This is a genomic window from Geminocystis sp. GBBB08, assembly GCF_016743215.1.
Taxonomy (GTDB): domain Bacteria; phylum Cyanobacteriota; class Cyanobacteriia; order Cyanobacteriales; family Cyanobacteriaceae; genus Geminocystis.
The window spans coordinates 1-16345 of the sequence record NZ_VRZC01000082.1 but is presented as its reverse complement, the minus strand read 5'-3'; the positions used below and the strand labels follow the sequence as shown (position 1 = coordinate 16345).

The 16345-nt window shown below is 33.1% G+C and carries 15 protein-coding genes; 9 read left to right on the top strand and 6 right to left on the bottom strand.

Features of this window, described 5'->3' with window-relative positions; all coding sequences use genetic code 11:
• Positions 1-497: 497 nt before the first annotated feature.
• The 3 genes from FWJ34_RS11640 to FWJ34_RS11630 form a co-directional block, all read right to left on the bottom strand.
• The gene (locus tag FWJ34_RS11640; RefSeq protein WP_308255490.1) at positions 498-1712 is read right to left on the bottom strand and encodes a response regulator; all 1215 of its coding nucleotides are present in this window, start codon (positions 1710-1712) and stop codon (positions 498-500) included.
• 286 nt (positions 1713-1998) lie between these two features.
• Entirely contained in the window at positions 1999-3849 is a 1851-nt protein-coding gene (locus FWJ34_RS11635; protein WP_308255489.1) for a penicillin-binding protein 2, read from the bottom strand.
• Positions 3850-3852: 3 nt separating this feature from the next.
• Positions 3853-4380, bottom strand: a complete 528-nt coding sequence (locus FWJ34_RS11630; protein ID WP_308255488.1) for a hypothetical protein — start codon at positions 4378-4380, stop codon at positions 3853-3855.
• A gap of 115 nt (positions 4381-4495) precedes the next feature.
• Between FWJ34_RS11630 and bfr (FWJ34_RS11625) the strand changes: the two genes are divergently transcribed.
• The 7 genes from bfr (FWJ34_RS11625) to FWJ34_RS11595 all read left to right on the top strand — a co-directional run bounded on the left by bfr (FWJ34_RS11625) (position 4496) and on the right by FWJ34_RS11595 (position 9138).
• Positions 4496-4960 carry a bacterioferritin gene (gene bfr, locus FWJ34_RS11625; protein WP_308255487.1) on the top strand — a complete coding sequence of 155 codons (465 nt, stop codon included), beginning with the start codon at positions 4496-4498 and terminating at the stop codon, positions 4958-4960.
• Between the two features lie 22 nt (positions 4961-4982).
• Positions 4983-5450, top strand: coding sequence for a bacterioferritin (gene bfr / locus FWJ34_RS11620; RefSeq protein WP_308255486.1), 468 nt, complete (start codon positions 4983-4985; stop codon positions 5448-5450).
• A 132-nt stretch (positions 5451-5582) separates the two neighbouring features.
• Positions 5583-5978: a Uma2 family endonuclease gene (locus FWJ34_RS11615; RefSeq protein WP_308255485.1), complete on the top strand. Its 396-nt coding sequence runs from the start codon at positions 5583-5585 to the stop codon at positions 5976-5978.
• A 241-nt stretch (positions 5979-6219) separates the two neighbouring features.
• On the top strand, positions 6220-6591 hold the full coding sequence (locus FWJ34_RS11610) for a nucleotidyltransferase domain-containing protein (protein ID WP_308255484.1): 372 nt from the start codon (positions 6220-6222) through the stop codon (positions 6589-6591).
• Positions 6578-7066: a hypothetical protein gene (locus FWJ34_RS11605; protein ID WP_308255483.1), complete on the top strand. Its 489-nt coding sequence runs from the start codon at positions 6578-6580 to the stop codon at positions 7064-7066. The genes FWJ34_RS11610 and FWJ34_RS11605 overlap by 14 nt, the downstream gene beginning before the upstream one ends.
• 80 nt (positions 7067-7146) lie before the next feature.
• Entirely contained in the window at positions 7147-8124 is a 978-nt protein-coding gene (locus FWJ34_RS11600; RefSeq protein ID WP_308255482.1) for a glycosyltransferase family 4 protein, read from the top strand.
• A 9-nt stretch (positions 8125-8133) separates the two neighbouring features.
• Positions 8134-9138 carry an NAD-dependent epimerase gene (locus FWJ34_RS11595; RefSeq protein WP_308255481.1) on the top strand — a complete coding sequence of 335 codons (1005 nt, stop codon included), beginning with the start codon at positions 8134-8136 and terminating at the stop codon, positions 9136-9138.
• 198 nt (positions 9139-9336) lie between these two features.
• Here FWJ34_RS11595 and FWJ34_RS11590 read toward each other — a convergent pair whose 3' ends face one another.
• From FWJ34_RS11590 to FWJ34_RS11580, 3 genes are all read right to left on the bottom strand, one after another.
• On the bottom strand, positions 9337-9840 hold the full coding sequence (locus FWJ34_RS11590) for an NAD(P)H-dependent oxidoreductase (RefSeq protein ID WP_308255480.1): 504 nt from the start codon (positions 9838-9840) through the stop codon (positions 9337-9339).
• Between the two features lie 103 nt (positions 9841-9943).
• Complete coding sequence (locus FWJ34_RS11585; protein ID WP_308255479.1) at positions 9944-10501, bottom strand: nucleoside monophosphate kinase; 558 nt, start codon at positions 10499-10501, stop codon at positions 9944-9946.
• Between the two features lie 31 nt (positions 10502-10532).
• Positions 10533-12455, bottom strand: a complete 1923-nt coding sequence (locus FWJ34_RS11580; RefSeq protein WP_308255478.1) for a cation:proton antiporter — start codon at positions 12453-12455, stop codon at positions 10533-10535.
• 231 nt (positions 12456-12686) lie between these two features.
• Here FWJ34_RS11580 and FWJ34_RS11575 point away from each other — a divergent pair, with 231 nt between their 5' ends.
• On the top strand, positions 12687-13076 hold the full coding sequence (locus tag FWJ34_RS11575) for a hypothetical protein (protein WP_308255477.1): 390 nt from the start codon (positions 12687-12689) through the stop codon (positions 13074-13076).
• A 222-nt stretch (positions 13077-13298) separates the two neighbouring features.
• Positions 13299-16280, top strand: a complete 2982-nt coding sequence (gene pruA, locus FWJ34_RS11570; RefSeq protein ID WP_308255476.1) for an L-glutamate gamma-semialdehyde dehydrogenase — start codon at positions 13299-13301, stop codon at positions 16278-16280.
• The last annotated feature ends 65 nt before the right edge of the window (positions 16281-16345 follow it).

Below are 16345 nucleotides of genomic sequence, written 5' to 3'. Positions count from 1 at the left end.
GATTTAACATTTAGACTTTACTTTTTGATTTTCTTCATCTTAGCACTAATTTTACAATATTAATAACTAAATTGTAAATATAAAGCCGTCCTAGAAGGACGGGGTTTTAAACCCAATTTTTTGATAATTAATAATAAAAAAATTCAGGGTTTATTAATTTTTCCCCTTCAAAATGAACAATCTAAAGAAACTGCTGCTACATTTAATCGATATATTCAAGGAGAATGAAAACTCTTATGATAAACTGATTAATTTCAGAAAATTTCAGATTATATTAACACTTAAAAAGTATGTTGGGTTTATTTTTTTTCAACCCAACCTACGATATGAGTTATTATCTTTTTTACTGTAGCAATCTTTTTTGAATTGGGTATGAGAAGAAATATTGCACTTATTTGTACACAGAAAAACCTGGACATAACCTCAAAAAATTTGAAAAAATGTCTAAATTCAACTAAAATTGTCTAATTTTATTGATACAGTCAGTTAACTTTTTATTAAGCATATAATAACTGTTCTGGCAATACATAAATATTTTCTGTTGTTTTCACAGAAGGAATATATTTTTGGATGATAGGGGTTAATTTCTCAAGACTTGACTCTTTACAGAATATGTCATTTGCTTGAATAAAACTAGCATATTCCCGTTCAGACTGATTGTCATTATCTGTTAAAAGAACAATTGGTATTTCATTTAAACAGGTAGTTGAGCGTAAAAACTTACAAACACTATAACCATCAACGGTAGGCATTTTAGTGTCTAATAAGATTAAAGCAGGTTTTTGATCTATTAATTTTCCCATCCCTGAAATCGGCTCGGTAATACCGAATATATTGTAGTTTGAATCTTCTAAGAATTTTCCTAATTTTGATTGAAATAAAGCCGAATCATCAATAATTGCAATCAAATACTGTTTGGTAAATTCAGACAAATTCAGAACGGAATTAGAAGATTTTTTGACAGAATTAGAGGTTATTACTTCTGATTTATTCTCCTTGATTGATGAATCATTAACCCATTTTAATTCAATCAGGTTTTCTTTAATTAAATGGGATACAGAAAATGCGACGTCTGCAATATACTTTTGCTCTTCCGTTGCAATTTCCCAAAGAGTATGATTACCTTCAAAATAATGAGATGATAAAGGTAGAGACTCTCTATTTTGCTCACTTTTTAAATAAGGAGATAAGTTCAGATTTAATGAACCTAAACCTAAAGAATCCCAATTTTTTTTCTTTTGGACGACATCCTTTAATAACAAACGGAATTCATCTTGATTTAAACCCAAATCTTTAGAATAGTTATATTTATTTGTTTTATCTTTAACAAGTCTATATTTAAAATCACTGCTAGTGCAAAGTTCAAAAAAACATTGAGTTAGTATTTCTTTGATAAAAGTATTCACTTCTACTAAACTTATTTCTTTTTTTTCCAAACCCTGATTAAGTCTTTTAACTTCCCATAATTGTTCTAGGGCAATACTATTAGTTTCTATATTGGAAGAATCCCATTTAGGTAAATATTTGTTGGTTTTTTTCTGCCAATGTCTTAACCGATTATGTTGATAATTAACGTAAATTATTTTACCTTCACAAAAGTGAATTTTTTTACCGAAATTCTCATTAGAGATTGTAATGTATCCTGAAATCTGGTCTTGAAATATTTTTTCAATACTGTTTATTAACGGGACAAAAGATTTTGGATAACTCATGATGGAATCCTCGATTACTAATTATCTAATTAGATCCTATCGATAAATTGTGGAGAAATTGTGGAGAAATTGAAAATATTTACGTCTAAAATATTAAGTTTTAATAACAACCAGCTATCAGCTATCAGTAGTCAGTTTTAAGGTATAGTAGGATTTACAGATTTATTTTTTAATCTTTAATTCTTCAGAAATGATTTAGGATTGCTATAGTTTCAAATTAATTGTATTTACAAATCCGCTCTTTCCTCTTCGCTTTCCCCGCAACTTCTGCAAGAAGTCTATATAATTAAGGTTTTTCATTTTTTTTCAAGCCAATGGGATAAGAAGGAGGTATTCCTTGAAGACGAATTATGGCATTCATAACTTCTTTAACCACGGGTGCAGCTACCGTTGAGCCAAAGGTATTTGCCCCTTTTGGTTCATCTACTACTGCCAAAACTACATATTGAGGATTATCGGTAGGCAATATAGCAATAAAACTGGTAATTTTAGCGTTAGCTTGGTATCTACCTCTGCCGTCATGTTTTTGAGCCGTGCCCGTTTTCCCGCCGATGTGATAACCGTCAATTTGTGCAGCTGCACCAGTCCCATTGTCAACTACTGATTGCATCATTTTTATCACACTATGGGCTGAACTTTCCTTAAATAGTTGTTTTGTTGGCAGTTTTGGAATTAATTCTAATTCACCATTTTGGTTAATTAAACCTTCAACTACATGGGGGGTGACTAATTTTCCGCCGTTAGCTAAAGCTGCGTGTAATTGTACTAATTTTAGTGGTGTTAATGACAATCCCTGACCAAAAGCGGATACTGCTGGTTCAATGTTTCGGGCTGTAAAGATTTCCTTCGGTTTTAAATATCCTGTTGCCTCAAAGGGTAAATCTAATCCCATGAGTCTATTCAGTCCTAATTCTTCTAATCGTTGATAGTATTTTAATCTACTAATCTTTTGCATTATGTGAATCATTCCTGTATTACTTGATGCTTCTAAGACTTTGGTCACATTTACCCAACCTTTGCCTGTTTTTGAAGCGTTAGCAATGGGCCAACCATCTATAACAGTGCTAGGGGAATCTAAGACACTAGAGTTAGGATTAATTACTCCTTCATCTAAGGCGATAGCCACATTTATGGGTTTAAAAGTCGATCCGGGTTCGTAGCTATCGGTAACAGCCCAGTTTTTATATAAAGCAAAATCAAAAAGAGAATATTGGTTAGGGTTGTAAGTTGGTTCACAAGCTAAGGCAATCAGTGCGCCTGTGTGAACATCCATAACGATAACGGCTCCCCTTTTAGCATTAAACTTTTTAAGTTGAGCTTTGAGGGCATCTCGTGTGGCTCTTTGTATCCGTAAATCTAATGTTAGTTTTAATTGTAAATCGTCTAATTGTATAACGCCTTCAGGTAAAGATGCTGGAATGGTTGCCCCTTGTCCATCTCTTTTTACGGTTAACATAGACTTCATGGCTACGGTAGAAAGATCTCTTTCTAAGAGTTTTTCTTGGCTATATTCAATTCCTGCTTGTCCGGAATGTTCTGTATCTACATAGCCGATAATGTCTCCAAGAAGTTCGCCTTGGGGATAAAAACGGGCATAACGTCTTTCTAAATCAATTCCTTCTAATCCTAATCCTTTAATTTTATTCCCTTGATCTTCAGTGATAGTTTTTCCTAATAAAACCCCTGTATCTTTACTGTTAAGTAGTTTTAAAATCTCATTTTTATCTCGATTAATTAATATTTTAGCTAAATCTTCCGCTACAATCGCCTTATCTTTGGATAACATTTTCGGATGAACGTAAATAGTATAAACTACTTTATCTAAAGCCACTACATTACCTCTACTATCAACTACAGAACGACGAGGTATATAAGGACGAAAATTATAGGTTTGTTGTTGTTTTGCTTTATTTGATAATTCTTCTCCTTGTTCAATTTGTAATTGATATAATCTAAATATTAATGCCCCAGAGCTTAAAATTAGTATTAACCAAACAATCACTAATCGGATGATGGCATCAGAGTTAATAGATTTAAGAAGATTATCTGAATTTTTGCGGTGATGGTGAGACTGATGAAACCAAATTTTAAACAAAGCCGATTTTTCAATTATTTTATGGCGATTGACGTTCATCATTGATTAATATGCTATAGGGGAAATCTTGTCGATGTGTTTAGGTATGGGAGAATTAGACCGTTTTAATTCTATTGGTTTTGGGTTACTATCAGGTAAAAAGATCGGTGGTTGGGTAGCATCTGGATTGACAAAACCAGAACCAGATTGATTTGCTGATTCTGCTAACTGATTCTTCATTATCTCATCAGTGAAACTAAATTGTCTTTCTTGTTTTTGTAAATTTTGTAATTCTTGATATTTCTGCGTCCACAACTTTGGTGCATAAACTGTCATACCATAGAGAATAAAAGCTATAGCCACCGAAAGATAACAAACCAAAGAAGAAGTATTACCGATGATAATTAAACATTTGAGTAAAAATGGACGATTTTGATGATTAATTTTCAAGGCTTTATTTTGAGAATCTAATCTTTTTGGGGATTTATTTCTGAGATATTTTTTCTTGGTAACTAAATCCCTTTGAGGTTGGGATTTTGTCTTCATCATGGTGGCTTGATTTTTTTCACGCATTAAGATGTCTTGAGCTAACATACAAGTAATCTAAATTAGAAGGAAACTAACTAATATTAGCAAATATAACAAAAAGAGGTATTTTTTCTTCAGAAATAATTTAGTATAATGGTTTATTTAATTAAATAATAATCTTATGGAAGGAAATCAAGAAGTTAAACTTCAGCTTAATCAAGTTTTAGAGCTAAAATTAACCGCTATTAATCAATTTTTTCTCCATGCTAGAATGTGTAAAAGTTGGGGATTAAATAAACTAAATGAGTCTGAGTATCGTTATTCCATTAAGTTAATGAAACAGGCTGACAAAATTATTGAGCGTGTGTTTTTTCTCGAAGGTTTACCCAATTTACAAAGTTTAGGTAAATTACTCATTGGTGAAAATGTACCTGAAATAGTTGCTAATGATTTAACGATAACAATGGGAATTGCGGATAGTTTGCGTAATTCGATTAATCATTGTGAATCTTTACAAGATTATGTTAGTCGAGATTTATTAACGGAATTATTAGAAGAAACTGAGGAAGAAATTGATTGGTTGGAATCTCAACAGTGGTTAATATCCAATTCAGGCATCGAAAATTATTTACAGTCTATGATTTAATTGTATATTTAGGAGTATTTTAATGAAAGGTAATAAAAAAGTTATTAAACAATTGCAAAAACTATTACGCAGTGAGTTATCCGCTAGAGATCAATATTTTACCCATTCACGAATGTATGACGATTGGGGTTTAACTAAACTTTATGAGCGTATTGATCATGAAATGCACGATGAAACCGAACACGCTGATAAATTAATTAAGCGTTTACTATTTTTAGAAACTACTCCTGATTTAGCTGATCAAGAAGGCTTGAAAATTGGTTCTAATGTACCTGAAATGCTCCAAAATGATCTTGATTTGGAATATAAAGTTATCGGTGATGTAAAAGAGGCGATCGCCATTTGTGAACAAGAGCAAGATTACCAAACCAGAGAGATATTAAGAGTAATTTTAGGAGATACAGAAGAAGATCATGCTTACTGGTTAGAAAAACAGTTAGGATTGATTGATAAAATTGGTTTACCTAACTATTTACAATCACAAATGTAAAAAAAATTAGGTGTTAGGTGTTAGAATCATTCTGAAATAACAATACATACTTTTCATCAAATGATGCTCAGTGATTAGGGTGAGATACGTTCGCTTGATTCTTTTAATTTTAATAAAATAACCTATATAACTATGATTAAAACCTTAATGAAATGGTCTTTAGAGGAATATCATAATCTTATTAATAATGGAGTATTAGATCATAAAAATGTAGAATTATTAGAAAGAGAATTGATCGAAATGCCACCAGAAAGCCCATTACATAGCTATACAACCAGAAATTGTTCTGACTATCTTCGTGAACGGTTAAAGGGATTAGCATTAGTGATAGAAGCTCATCCTATAACTCTAACAAATTCTGAACCTGAACCTGATTTAGCTATTGTAAAACTTCCAGCCCATCAATACAAAAATAGACATCCATCTGCCGAAGATATTTTCTGGTTAGTTGAAATATCAAATAAGACGTTAAACTATGATCTTCGTGAAAAGAAAAAAATTTATGCAAAAGAAGGTATAAAAGAATAGTGGGTTGCGGATATTAACAACCATCAAATTCATATTTTTTTGAATCCTAAAAATGGTGATTATTGTACCAAGATAGTTGTTTCTGATGGCATCATTCAAACTCAATCTTTTCCTGATTTAGAATTATCAATTAAACAGTTATTTTTGTGGTAAAAAATTATAAAAAATGGAGAGAATAACAGTTAAGTTACTATGAATAATATAGCAATCCTAAATCTTTTGTAATATATATTGAAAATATATGGATACCTTTGATTATTCATCGGCGAGAATGTATCTACAAGAAAAACAGAATACTTTAAAAGCTAAACGTTTTGAATTGTGGAAAAAAGCGCAACAAGATGCCGCTCAAATTATAGAGATGATTGTTCAGAAATATAAACCAAAAAGGATTATTCAATGGGGCTCGGTATTAGAGTCAAAACATTTTTCTGAGGCTTCTGATATTGATTTAGCCATTGAAGGAGTAAGCTCAATGGAATTTATGGATATATTTGCTGATGCAGAAAACATGACTACTTTTTCTTTAGATTTAATTCGTTGGGAAAATATCCATTCTTCTTTTCAAAAAATTATTTTCATGAAAGGGAAAATTGTCTATGAAAAAAGATGAATTATTATTGTTAGTAGGAGAAATTAAAAATAGTCAGGTGGTATTGGGTAATATAAACAGTTTATATGTTTCTTATAATCCAATGTTTGTTGATGAAGATAAACGAGATTTAAGGGATGCCGTATTATTAACAGAAATTTTGTGCAACACTTATACTTGTCTAGAAACTATTTTATTTCGCATCTCTAGGGCATTTGAGAATCATTTAGATGCGCAACAGTGGCACAAGGAATTATTAGGAAAAATGCGTATTGAGATACCGGGTATTCGTAAAGCAGTTTTATCCCATGAATCTTATTTATTACTAGATGAATTGAGAAGATTTCGACATTTCAAAAGATACTATTTTGATTTTGAATATGACTGGGCTAAACTAAATTACCTAAAAATAGTATATGAAAAGTTAGTACCTTTGATTCATAAGGAATTAGATTCTTATGCAGATTTTGTATTGAAATTGACGAATCCAAAATAATTCATAATCTTCTTACTAAAGTTACGTTTAATTGTATGATAATTATCGATGGCAGATTGTAGGGAGATAAGCCTCTAAATATGACTTTTATAGTATTTCTTTTTATTGGTAGTTTTTTACTAAGTTTATTATTAGTGTTTTTGATAAAACAGAATTTTAGTAAACAACTTTTAGATATTCCCAATGAGCGTAGTTCTCATGTTAGCCCAACTCCGAGGGGAGGAGGTTTAGGATTTGTCATCACCTTTATTCTCGGTATTGTTATCTTGATCTTCTTTCCTGTCTTACCGGTGAAAATTGATCCTCTATTGCCTTTAATTCTTTTACCCTTAGCTATTGTAGGCTTTTTAGATGATCGCTATAATTTGCCGTCTATTCTTCGTTACGGAGTACAATTAGGTGTCGCTATTTTTGCCATTATCCGTTACGGAATTTTTCCCCAACCTTGGTTAACTAATTATGGTTTTATTGGTATTATTTTGGCAATAATTTTAACTCTCATAGCTTTTACTGCCTTGATTAACTTCTACAATTTTATGGATGGTTTAGATGGTATTGTCGCAGGGGTTTGTGTTGTACAACTATCATTTATTACATTTTATTTACATCAATACGAATGGTTAATTTTAATAGCCGCTTTATTAGGATTTTTGTATTGGAATTGGTCTCCTGCTAAAATATTCATGGGAGATGTTGGGAGTACATTTTTAGGGGCTGTTATTCCCATCGCACTAATTCAATCTTCAGATGTTACTATAGCTTGGTCAAGTTTAGCTATTGTTTTGCCTATTGCTGGTGATACCATTTATACTCTTATTATTAGGTTACGGAAGAGAGAAAATATTTTTCAAGCACATCGCTCTCATATTTTTCAAAGACTACAACAATCAGGATGGAGTCATCAAACAGTAGCCTTGAGTTATATTTTGCTGACATTAATTATCGGATGTTTAATATTTTATTACAATATTTATGGTGCTTTATTGAGCTTAATATTAACCGTTATTTTAATCATTATCAGTGAACTTTATTTAAAATTAAACGTGAATTATTCATAACGTAAAAAGATGAAAATATTAGTAACAGGTGCTGCTGGATTTGTGGGATTTTATTTAAGTCAAAAACTTTTATCTTTAGGTAATGAAGTTATTGGTTTAGATAACCTTAATGATTATTATGATGTCTCTTTAAAAACTGCTAGATTAAGTCAAATACAAGAAGAAAAAGATTTTACTTTTCATAAATTAGATTTAACGGATAGAGACAAGATTGAACAACTCTTCGCCGAAAATAAATTTGATATAGTCGTAAATCTTGCTGCCCAGGCTGGGGTTAGATATTCCTTACAAAATCCTCATGCTTATGTTGATAGTAACCTTGTGGGATTTATGAATATTTTAGAATCTTGTCGTGATCATAATATCAAACATCTTGTTTTTGCTTCCTCTAGTTCTGTTTACGGAGCAAACACAAAAATTCCTTTTTCCACCTCTGACAATGTAGATCATCCCGTAAGTCTTTATGCTGCCACAAAAAAAGCCAATGAATTAATGGCTCATACCTACAGTCACTTATATAATTTACCCTGTACAGGTTTACGCTTTTTTACAGTATATGGTCCTTGGGGCAGACCAGATATGGCATATTTCTTGTTCACAAAGGCGATTTTGGAGAAAAAACCCATAAAAGTCTTTAACTATGGCAAAATGAGGCGGGATTTTACCTATATAGACGATATTGTAGAGGGGGTGGTAAGGGTGATAAATCACATTCCTCATCATAATTCTAATTGGTCTGGGGCAAATCCAGATCCAAGTATCAGCAACGCCCCTTATAAAATATATAATATCGGCAATAATCAACCAGTTGAGTTAATTAAGTTTATCGAAACTATTGAAAATTGTCTAGGAATTAAAGCCAACAAAAATCTGTTACCGATACAACCCGGAGATGTGCCTGTTACTTATGCAGATGTTGATGATTTAGTCAATGATGTTGGTTTTAAACCTAATACACCTATTGAGGTTGGTATTGAAAAATTTGTAAATTGGTATAAGAATTATTATTTTTGACACTCACTCGTTAAGACAAGGTGTCAGGTATCAGGTGTTAGGTATCAGGTAAAGATAAGGTAAAAAACTTATTCTAATTGATTTTATCAAAATTAAATTAAGTAATTAATTAATTCTAAACTCCGAATTGTTAACCTGAAACCTGAAACCTATTAACCTCATCAATTTATGGCGAGGCGATCGAATTACTCAAAACCCTTAACTGGCAAGGTTAATCAGTTGTTTTATTACTTCTTTCCCCGAATCTAAATTCAAGGGTTTACTGCTATTGGTGAGAATTTGTCTGCCTACAACGTTCATACCAATATAGGATAATTGAGATCTCATGGCTAATAAAACATATTGTCCGCCTCCACCACTATAGGTAGCAACGATTGCTGGTTTACCATTAAAACAACCTCGCCAATCATCGCCACTGACGCTTAACCAAGCGATGGCATTATTTAAAGTAGGGGGAATACTACCATTATATTCAGGCGCAACAAAAATCATTCCATCAGTATTAATTAAAGTCTGAGCTAATTGTGTTACTTTATGAGGAATACCATATTGTGCTTGAACTTTGGGAGTATAGAGAGGTAAATCTTCCTCTACCAAATCGATAATTTGAGTTGTTTGCCCCATTTCTAAAGCAATCTTGTTAAGTTGATGTGCTAATGCTAAATTTTTATTGTTACTAGCGACAATGATAGAGATTTTCATTTTATATTTGTGATGGAAAAAAATAAGTAATTGTTTTTTAGATTAGTATGTTTAAGAATTTGCTCTAAAATTATAAACTTGATTAAGGATCAATTCTCTGTGATTAAATTACCTTTGTTTGTTCAAAAATAGCTTTTTCAACTTCTTCAATGGTATTTTCTGCCTTAATGGTAATTAAGGTATGTTTTTTTTCATAATATTCTAAAATCGGACTTGTTCTTTGCTTAAATAACTCAATTCTTTTTTTTATTACTTCTAATTGATCATCGATATTACCCCTTGATAAAGAGCGTTTAATCATGGTTTCTTCCCTAACATCTAAGTAGATAGCGTAACTAATTTTTTGCTCTAAATCTTCTAATAAAAAATCTAATTCTTCGGCTTGAAATGCTGTACGAGGATAACCTTCTAAAACCCAACCTTTCGCAATATCTTTTTGTATTAAACGATTTTTCATAAATTCTATCATCATGCGATCGGGTAATAATTCACCTTTTTCTACATATTCTTTTGCTTTTTTTCCTAATTCATCATCCCTAGCAATGGCTTGACGTAAAATATCTCCTGTGGCAATAATTGTTAGATCAAGATCTTTACTAATTTTCAAGGCTTGAGTACCTTTTCCTGAACCTGGTCCTCCTAACATAATTAATTTAACCATAAAATTATAATGAAAATTTATCATAAAAATATTACTCATTTATTATATCTAAAGTAGATGATTTAGCTAAAGTAGAAATGGGTATTTCTTCTACCTCTTGTAACTTATCTAAGCTAAAACGAGAAGATTGAATATTGCCCGATAAACGTTTGAGTAAGTCAGGGCGAGAATCAAATAATAAATAAATAACTTCATCGTCTATTTTCCATTCTTCTCCCACGGTTAATATTTGTAATTTACCCTCTCTTTTGACTAATAAAGGTAATAATTCTCCTCCATTAATCATGGTTTTAAGATGAATTTGTTGTAAATCCATAGCATTAGGTTTAATCATAGTTTTACCTAACTTAAATTGTCCATCAATGATATACTGATTCCATGTTTTAATGGCGAATTCAGAAATAAAAGCCTGATTAATTTTTTGTTTATTAGTTTTAATATTATGATCATCATTATGGGGAAAAACGGCGACAATTTTTGCTAGTGCAAATTCTTCGGAAGCTCGTTGTGCAATCATTAAATTAACATTGCCGTTATTCGTAAGACAGATTAAAGTGCCAAAGGATTCTATTCCCGCTTCTTCTAACACTTGAGGATCTAAAGCACTACTTTGAACTACTGGTAAGTTATCTTTTTTGGCTTTTTCACAAGCCTCTTTATCAGTATCAATTAAAATAACGGATTCTCCTGCGGTGATAAATAAATTAGCCATTAAACGCCCTAAAGGATTACAACCAATAATCATCGCTCCAGTAGTGTTATTAGAACTAATTTTTAATAAGTTTACCACTGCACCAGCACTTAAGCCTTGAATAAATACTGTCATCATAATAGTTAAAAATACTAATCCTTTGATAGAATCACCACCGTTAATACCATTTTGAGTCAGTAAAATTGAGAATAAAGAGGCAACGGAAGCAGAAACAATACCACGAGGTGCAATCCATGATAAAAAGCATTTTTGTCGCCAATTCATGCCATTTCCCCAAGTGCAAATTAAAATATTGAGGGGACGAACTATTAACATCAAAACCAACACTGTTAATACACTTCCCCAACCAAGGGCAAAAATACTGGCAATAGATAAATCTGCCGCTAAAAGAATAAATAAAACTGATACTCCTAAAACTGTTAATTGCCCTTTAAAACGTAATAATAATCTTTCTTCAGGAATAGCAAAAGCCCTTAACACAATCCCCGCTATAACTGTTGCCATTAATCCTGATTCACTGATAATGGTTTGGGATAGTCCAAATGTACCCCAAACTCCGGCTAATACCACTAAATTTTTTAAGTCATCGGCAACAAAATTGGCTTTTTTCTGAAATGTGCCTAATAACCATCCACTAATACCACCAATAATAGTGCCTATACCTAAACGAAATAATAAGCCTGAAATAATTTCTAAGGAATTGGGAGATTGGTTAAGAATAGTATCTAATACTACCACGGCTAACATTGCACCTACAGGATCAATTAAAACTCCTTCTCCCTCTAGTAATGTGGCAACTCTCCTATCTACTGTTACCTGTTTTAAAAGTGGTCCTATTACTGTAGGCCCTGTTACTACCACTAAAGAGGCATATAAAAAAGCAATTTGCCAAGGAAACTCTCCTAACCAATGGGCTGCCATTCCTCCCCCTAAAAAGGTGATTAAAGTGCCGATAGTAACTAAATTACGAATACTTCCTGAGACTCTTCCTAATTCTTTTAATTCGAGATTTAATCCTCCTTCAAAAAGGATAATTGCCACAGCTAACGCCACTAAAACTTCTAGCCCAATTCCTAATAATTCTGGATGTAATATTTCTAATCCATCTCTACCTAAAGCAATGCCAAAGATAAGTAGAAAAACGATACTGGGTATTTTTAAGTATTCCCCTAATACTTGAGCGCTAATTCCGGCTACAACCGTTATCACAATTTGTATGGTAAGCGCAAATGATCCATCCATGATAATTTTGAATTTAGGTTAAAGTTGTATTGGTTATAATAACAGGATTATAAGGAAAAGAGTCATGATTAAGTTAAATGAAACAGAAAAAAAATTTTTAGCAATAAAAAACTATTGACAATTACAAAACCATCAATTATATTGAAATAAAATTGGGTAATTTTTTTTATAACTCATCAGTGACTATCTAAAAAACTAAATAATAATTAACACCTTTAAATATTTATAAATATGAAAAATTTAACGATGAAAAGTAACCAAATTTTAAATTTTTGTTTGTTATCAACACCTATTGTCTTAACTTCTTCTTTGTTTAATTTTTGGCAACTTCAACCTGTTAAAGCATCAGAAAGTCAAGAAATTAATCTTACTATTATTAACCCTAATTCTAATGAAATCAGTGATTATCCCAATTTAGAAAAAAATGAAGATGGTGATTTTGTGCTTAATTTTACCGATGAAGAAAGTGATTCTGCTATAAAAATGTTTGGTTGTGATTGCCCAGCATCTCTAAATAAATTAAAAAAATTAAGAGGGTTGACAAGAGGAGTTTATGGTGAAATATTAAATGATCAAACTATGATGGCAACTTGTCCTCATCAACAGTATTTAGGTGTATAAATTCCCTAATAATTAACTTTAATAATTGTTCAATCTTCATGGGAGTTTTGATTTTGTGTAACACTAAAATAACTATTTATTATCAAAAATTGATGATAAGCCTTTAAATATGATAAAATGGTAAAGCTGAAAAATCCTAAACATTATGCAAGATCAGCATTTTAGCAATCTAGGAACAGAGAAAAATTAGAGATATTTTGTTTATATTTATAGGAAAAAATTATGGTAGCTGTAGCTAATTCTATCTCATCATATGAGAATACGACACAAGCGATCGCAAAGGAATTAATCCAAGCCACAAGGCAAAAAGGTAATATTTTCAGTCAGTTAAAAGAACAAATACAGTTTGATGATAAACTCATGAATTGGACAATGAGTAATCCTGGCTTAAGGGTACAATTGTTTAGATTTATCGATGCGTTACCTGCATTAAAAAGTAACAGTGAAATTGCTCGTCATTTACAACAGTATTTAACGACTGAAGAAGTAGAATTACCTGACGCACTTAAAGGTATTTTAAATTTTACAGAACCAAATACCCCTCCTGCTCAAATTGCTTCCGCAACCATAACTAAAGCAGTGGAAACCCTAGCTTATAAATATATCTCAGGGGAAACGATCAAAGAAGTAATTAAAGCCGTAGAAAGAATACGCAAAGAAAAGATGTGTTTCTCCATTGATTTATTAGGAGAAGCGGTTATAACGGAAGTAGAAGCTCAATCTTATCTGCAAAATTACCTTGATTTAATCACTCAATTAAGCAATCAAGCTCAAAAATGGTCAAATATTACGGAAATTGATGTCGCAGACGGTGAAAATCTCCCGAAAGTGCAAGTATCTGTCAAGTTAACTGCATTTTACTCTCAATTTGACCCCATCGATCCTGAAGGTAGTAAAATTAAAGTTTGCGATCGCATCCGAACTCTATTACGCCACGCTAAAGATCATAACACTGCGGTTCACTTCGACATCGAGCAGTATGTATATAAAGACGTGGTTATCTCCATTTTGCGAGAGTTGTTGATGGAAGAAGAATTTAAAACCCGTACAGATATTGGAGTTACTTTACAAGCCTATCTGAGGGATTCTGAAGACGATTTAAAAGGGTGGATTAATTGGGCAAAAAAACGAGCTTATCCTATTACCATCAGACTGGTGAAGGGTGCATATTGGGATCAAGAAACCATCAAATCTCGTCAAAATCACTGGCAACAACCCGTATTTAATGATAAAGCGGAAACAGACATCAATTATGAAAAGTTAACTCGTCTTCTCCTCGAAAATCACGATTATTTAAACAGTGCGATCGCTTCCCATAATGTGCGCACTCAAGCTAATGCCATCGCCATAGCAGAAACGCTAAAAATTCCCAAACGCAAATTTGAGTGTCAGATACTCTACGGTATGGGAGAAACTTTAGCTAGGGCAATCGTTAAAAGAGGACATCGTGTAAGGGTTTATGCACCTTATGGGCAGTTATTACCGGGTATGGCTTATCTTATTCGTCGTTTACTCGAAAATACTGCTAATAGCTCCTTTTTACGCCAAAATGCAGAAGAAAAACCCATAGAAGAATTAGTCGCACCCCCAACGTTAAAAGTCTCCCTTATCAAGGGGGATTTAGGGGGATCAAATTTTGAGGGCACACCAGATACGGATTATGGTAGGGAGTCTAACTTGACAAAAGCGAGACAAGGGTTGACTATAGTCCACAATCAGCTAGGTAAAACTTATCTACCCTTAATTAACGGTAAATATGTGGAAACTGAGGAATATATCGATTCCGTTAACCCTTCCAATCCCAGTGAAATTGTCGGTAAAATTGGCTTAATTTCCCTTTCTCAAGCAGACGAAGCTATGAATAGTGCCAAAAAAGCCTTTAAAACATGGAGTAAGACAACGGCGAAGGAAAGGGCAGATATTTTACGCAAGGCTGGGGATATTATCGAATCCCGTCGCCACGAATTAACTGCTTGGATGTGCTACGAAGTTGGTAAAATTTTAAAAGAGGGTGATCCTGAAATCTCTGAAGCTATTGATTTTTGCCGTTATTATGCCTCAGAAATGGAAAGGCTCGATCAAGGTTATAATTATGATGTAGCTGGAGAAATAGACAGGTACTTCTATCAACCTCGTGGCATTGCTTTAATTGTCTCCCCTTGGAATTTTCCCTTTGCCATCGCTATGGGAATGACAGTCGCTGCTTTAGTTGCCGGAAATTGTGCTTTACTAAAACCTGCCGCCACTAGCACAGTAATTGGAGCAAAAATTGCAGAAATTTTGACAGAAGCGGGGATTCCTGACGGAGTTTTTCAGTATATACCGGGTAAAGGTTCAGTTATTGGCGATTATCTCGTTAAACATCCTGATATTCACCTTATCGCTTTTACTGGTTCTAGGGAAGTCGGTTGTAAAATTTATGCTGATGCGGCCATCTTGCAACCAAAACAACGTCACCTTAAACGAGTTATTGCGGAAATGGGCGGTAAGAATGCCATTATTATTGATGAGAGTGCCGATTTAGATCAAGCGGTGGCGGGGGTTGTGCAATCTGCTTTCGGTTTCAGTGGACAAAAATGTTCGGCTTGTTCTCGTGCCATCGGGCTTTCAACGGTATATGATAATTTTGTGGAGAGATTGACAGAAGCGGTAAAATCCATCAATGTGGGTGATGCTAAAAATCCTAGCACAAAAGTGGGCCCTGTTATCGATGCGATCGCCCAAAAACGGATTTTAGAATATATTGAGAAAGGTAAACAAGAAGGTAAACTAGCTATTCAGGTGATAACTCCCGAAAACGGTTATTTTGTACCGCCCACCGTTGTTGTGGATATTCCCGAAAATGCTACTATTGCCCAAGAGGAAATATTTGGCCCTGTTTTAGCCGTCATCAAAGCCAATAATTTCGATCATGCTTTAGCCATTGCTAACGGTACGGATTACGCTTTAACAGGGGGTTTATATTCTCGTACTCCTGAACACATTGATCGAGCTTACAAAGAATTTGAAGTAGGCAACCTTTATATTAATCGTGGTATTACAGGTGCGATCGTTGCTCGTCAACCCTTTGGAGGTTTTAAATTATCAGGAGTTGGCTCAAAAGCAGGAGGGCCTGATTATCTGTTACAATTTTTAGAACCGAGAGTTGTAACTGAAAATATCCAACGTCAAGGTTTTGCCCCCATCGAAGGCGCTGATTATTGATTCCCTAACCTCTTTGAAAGGAGGAACAATATAACTAACTGTAGGGTGGGCAATGCTCACCTTAA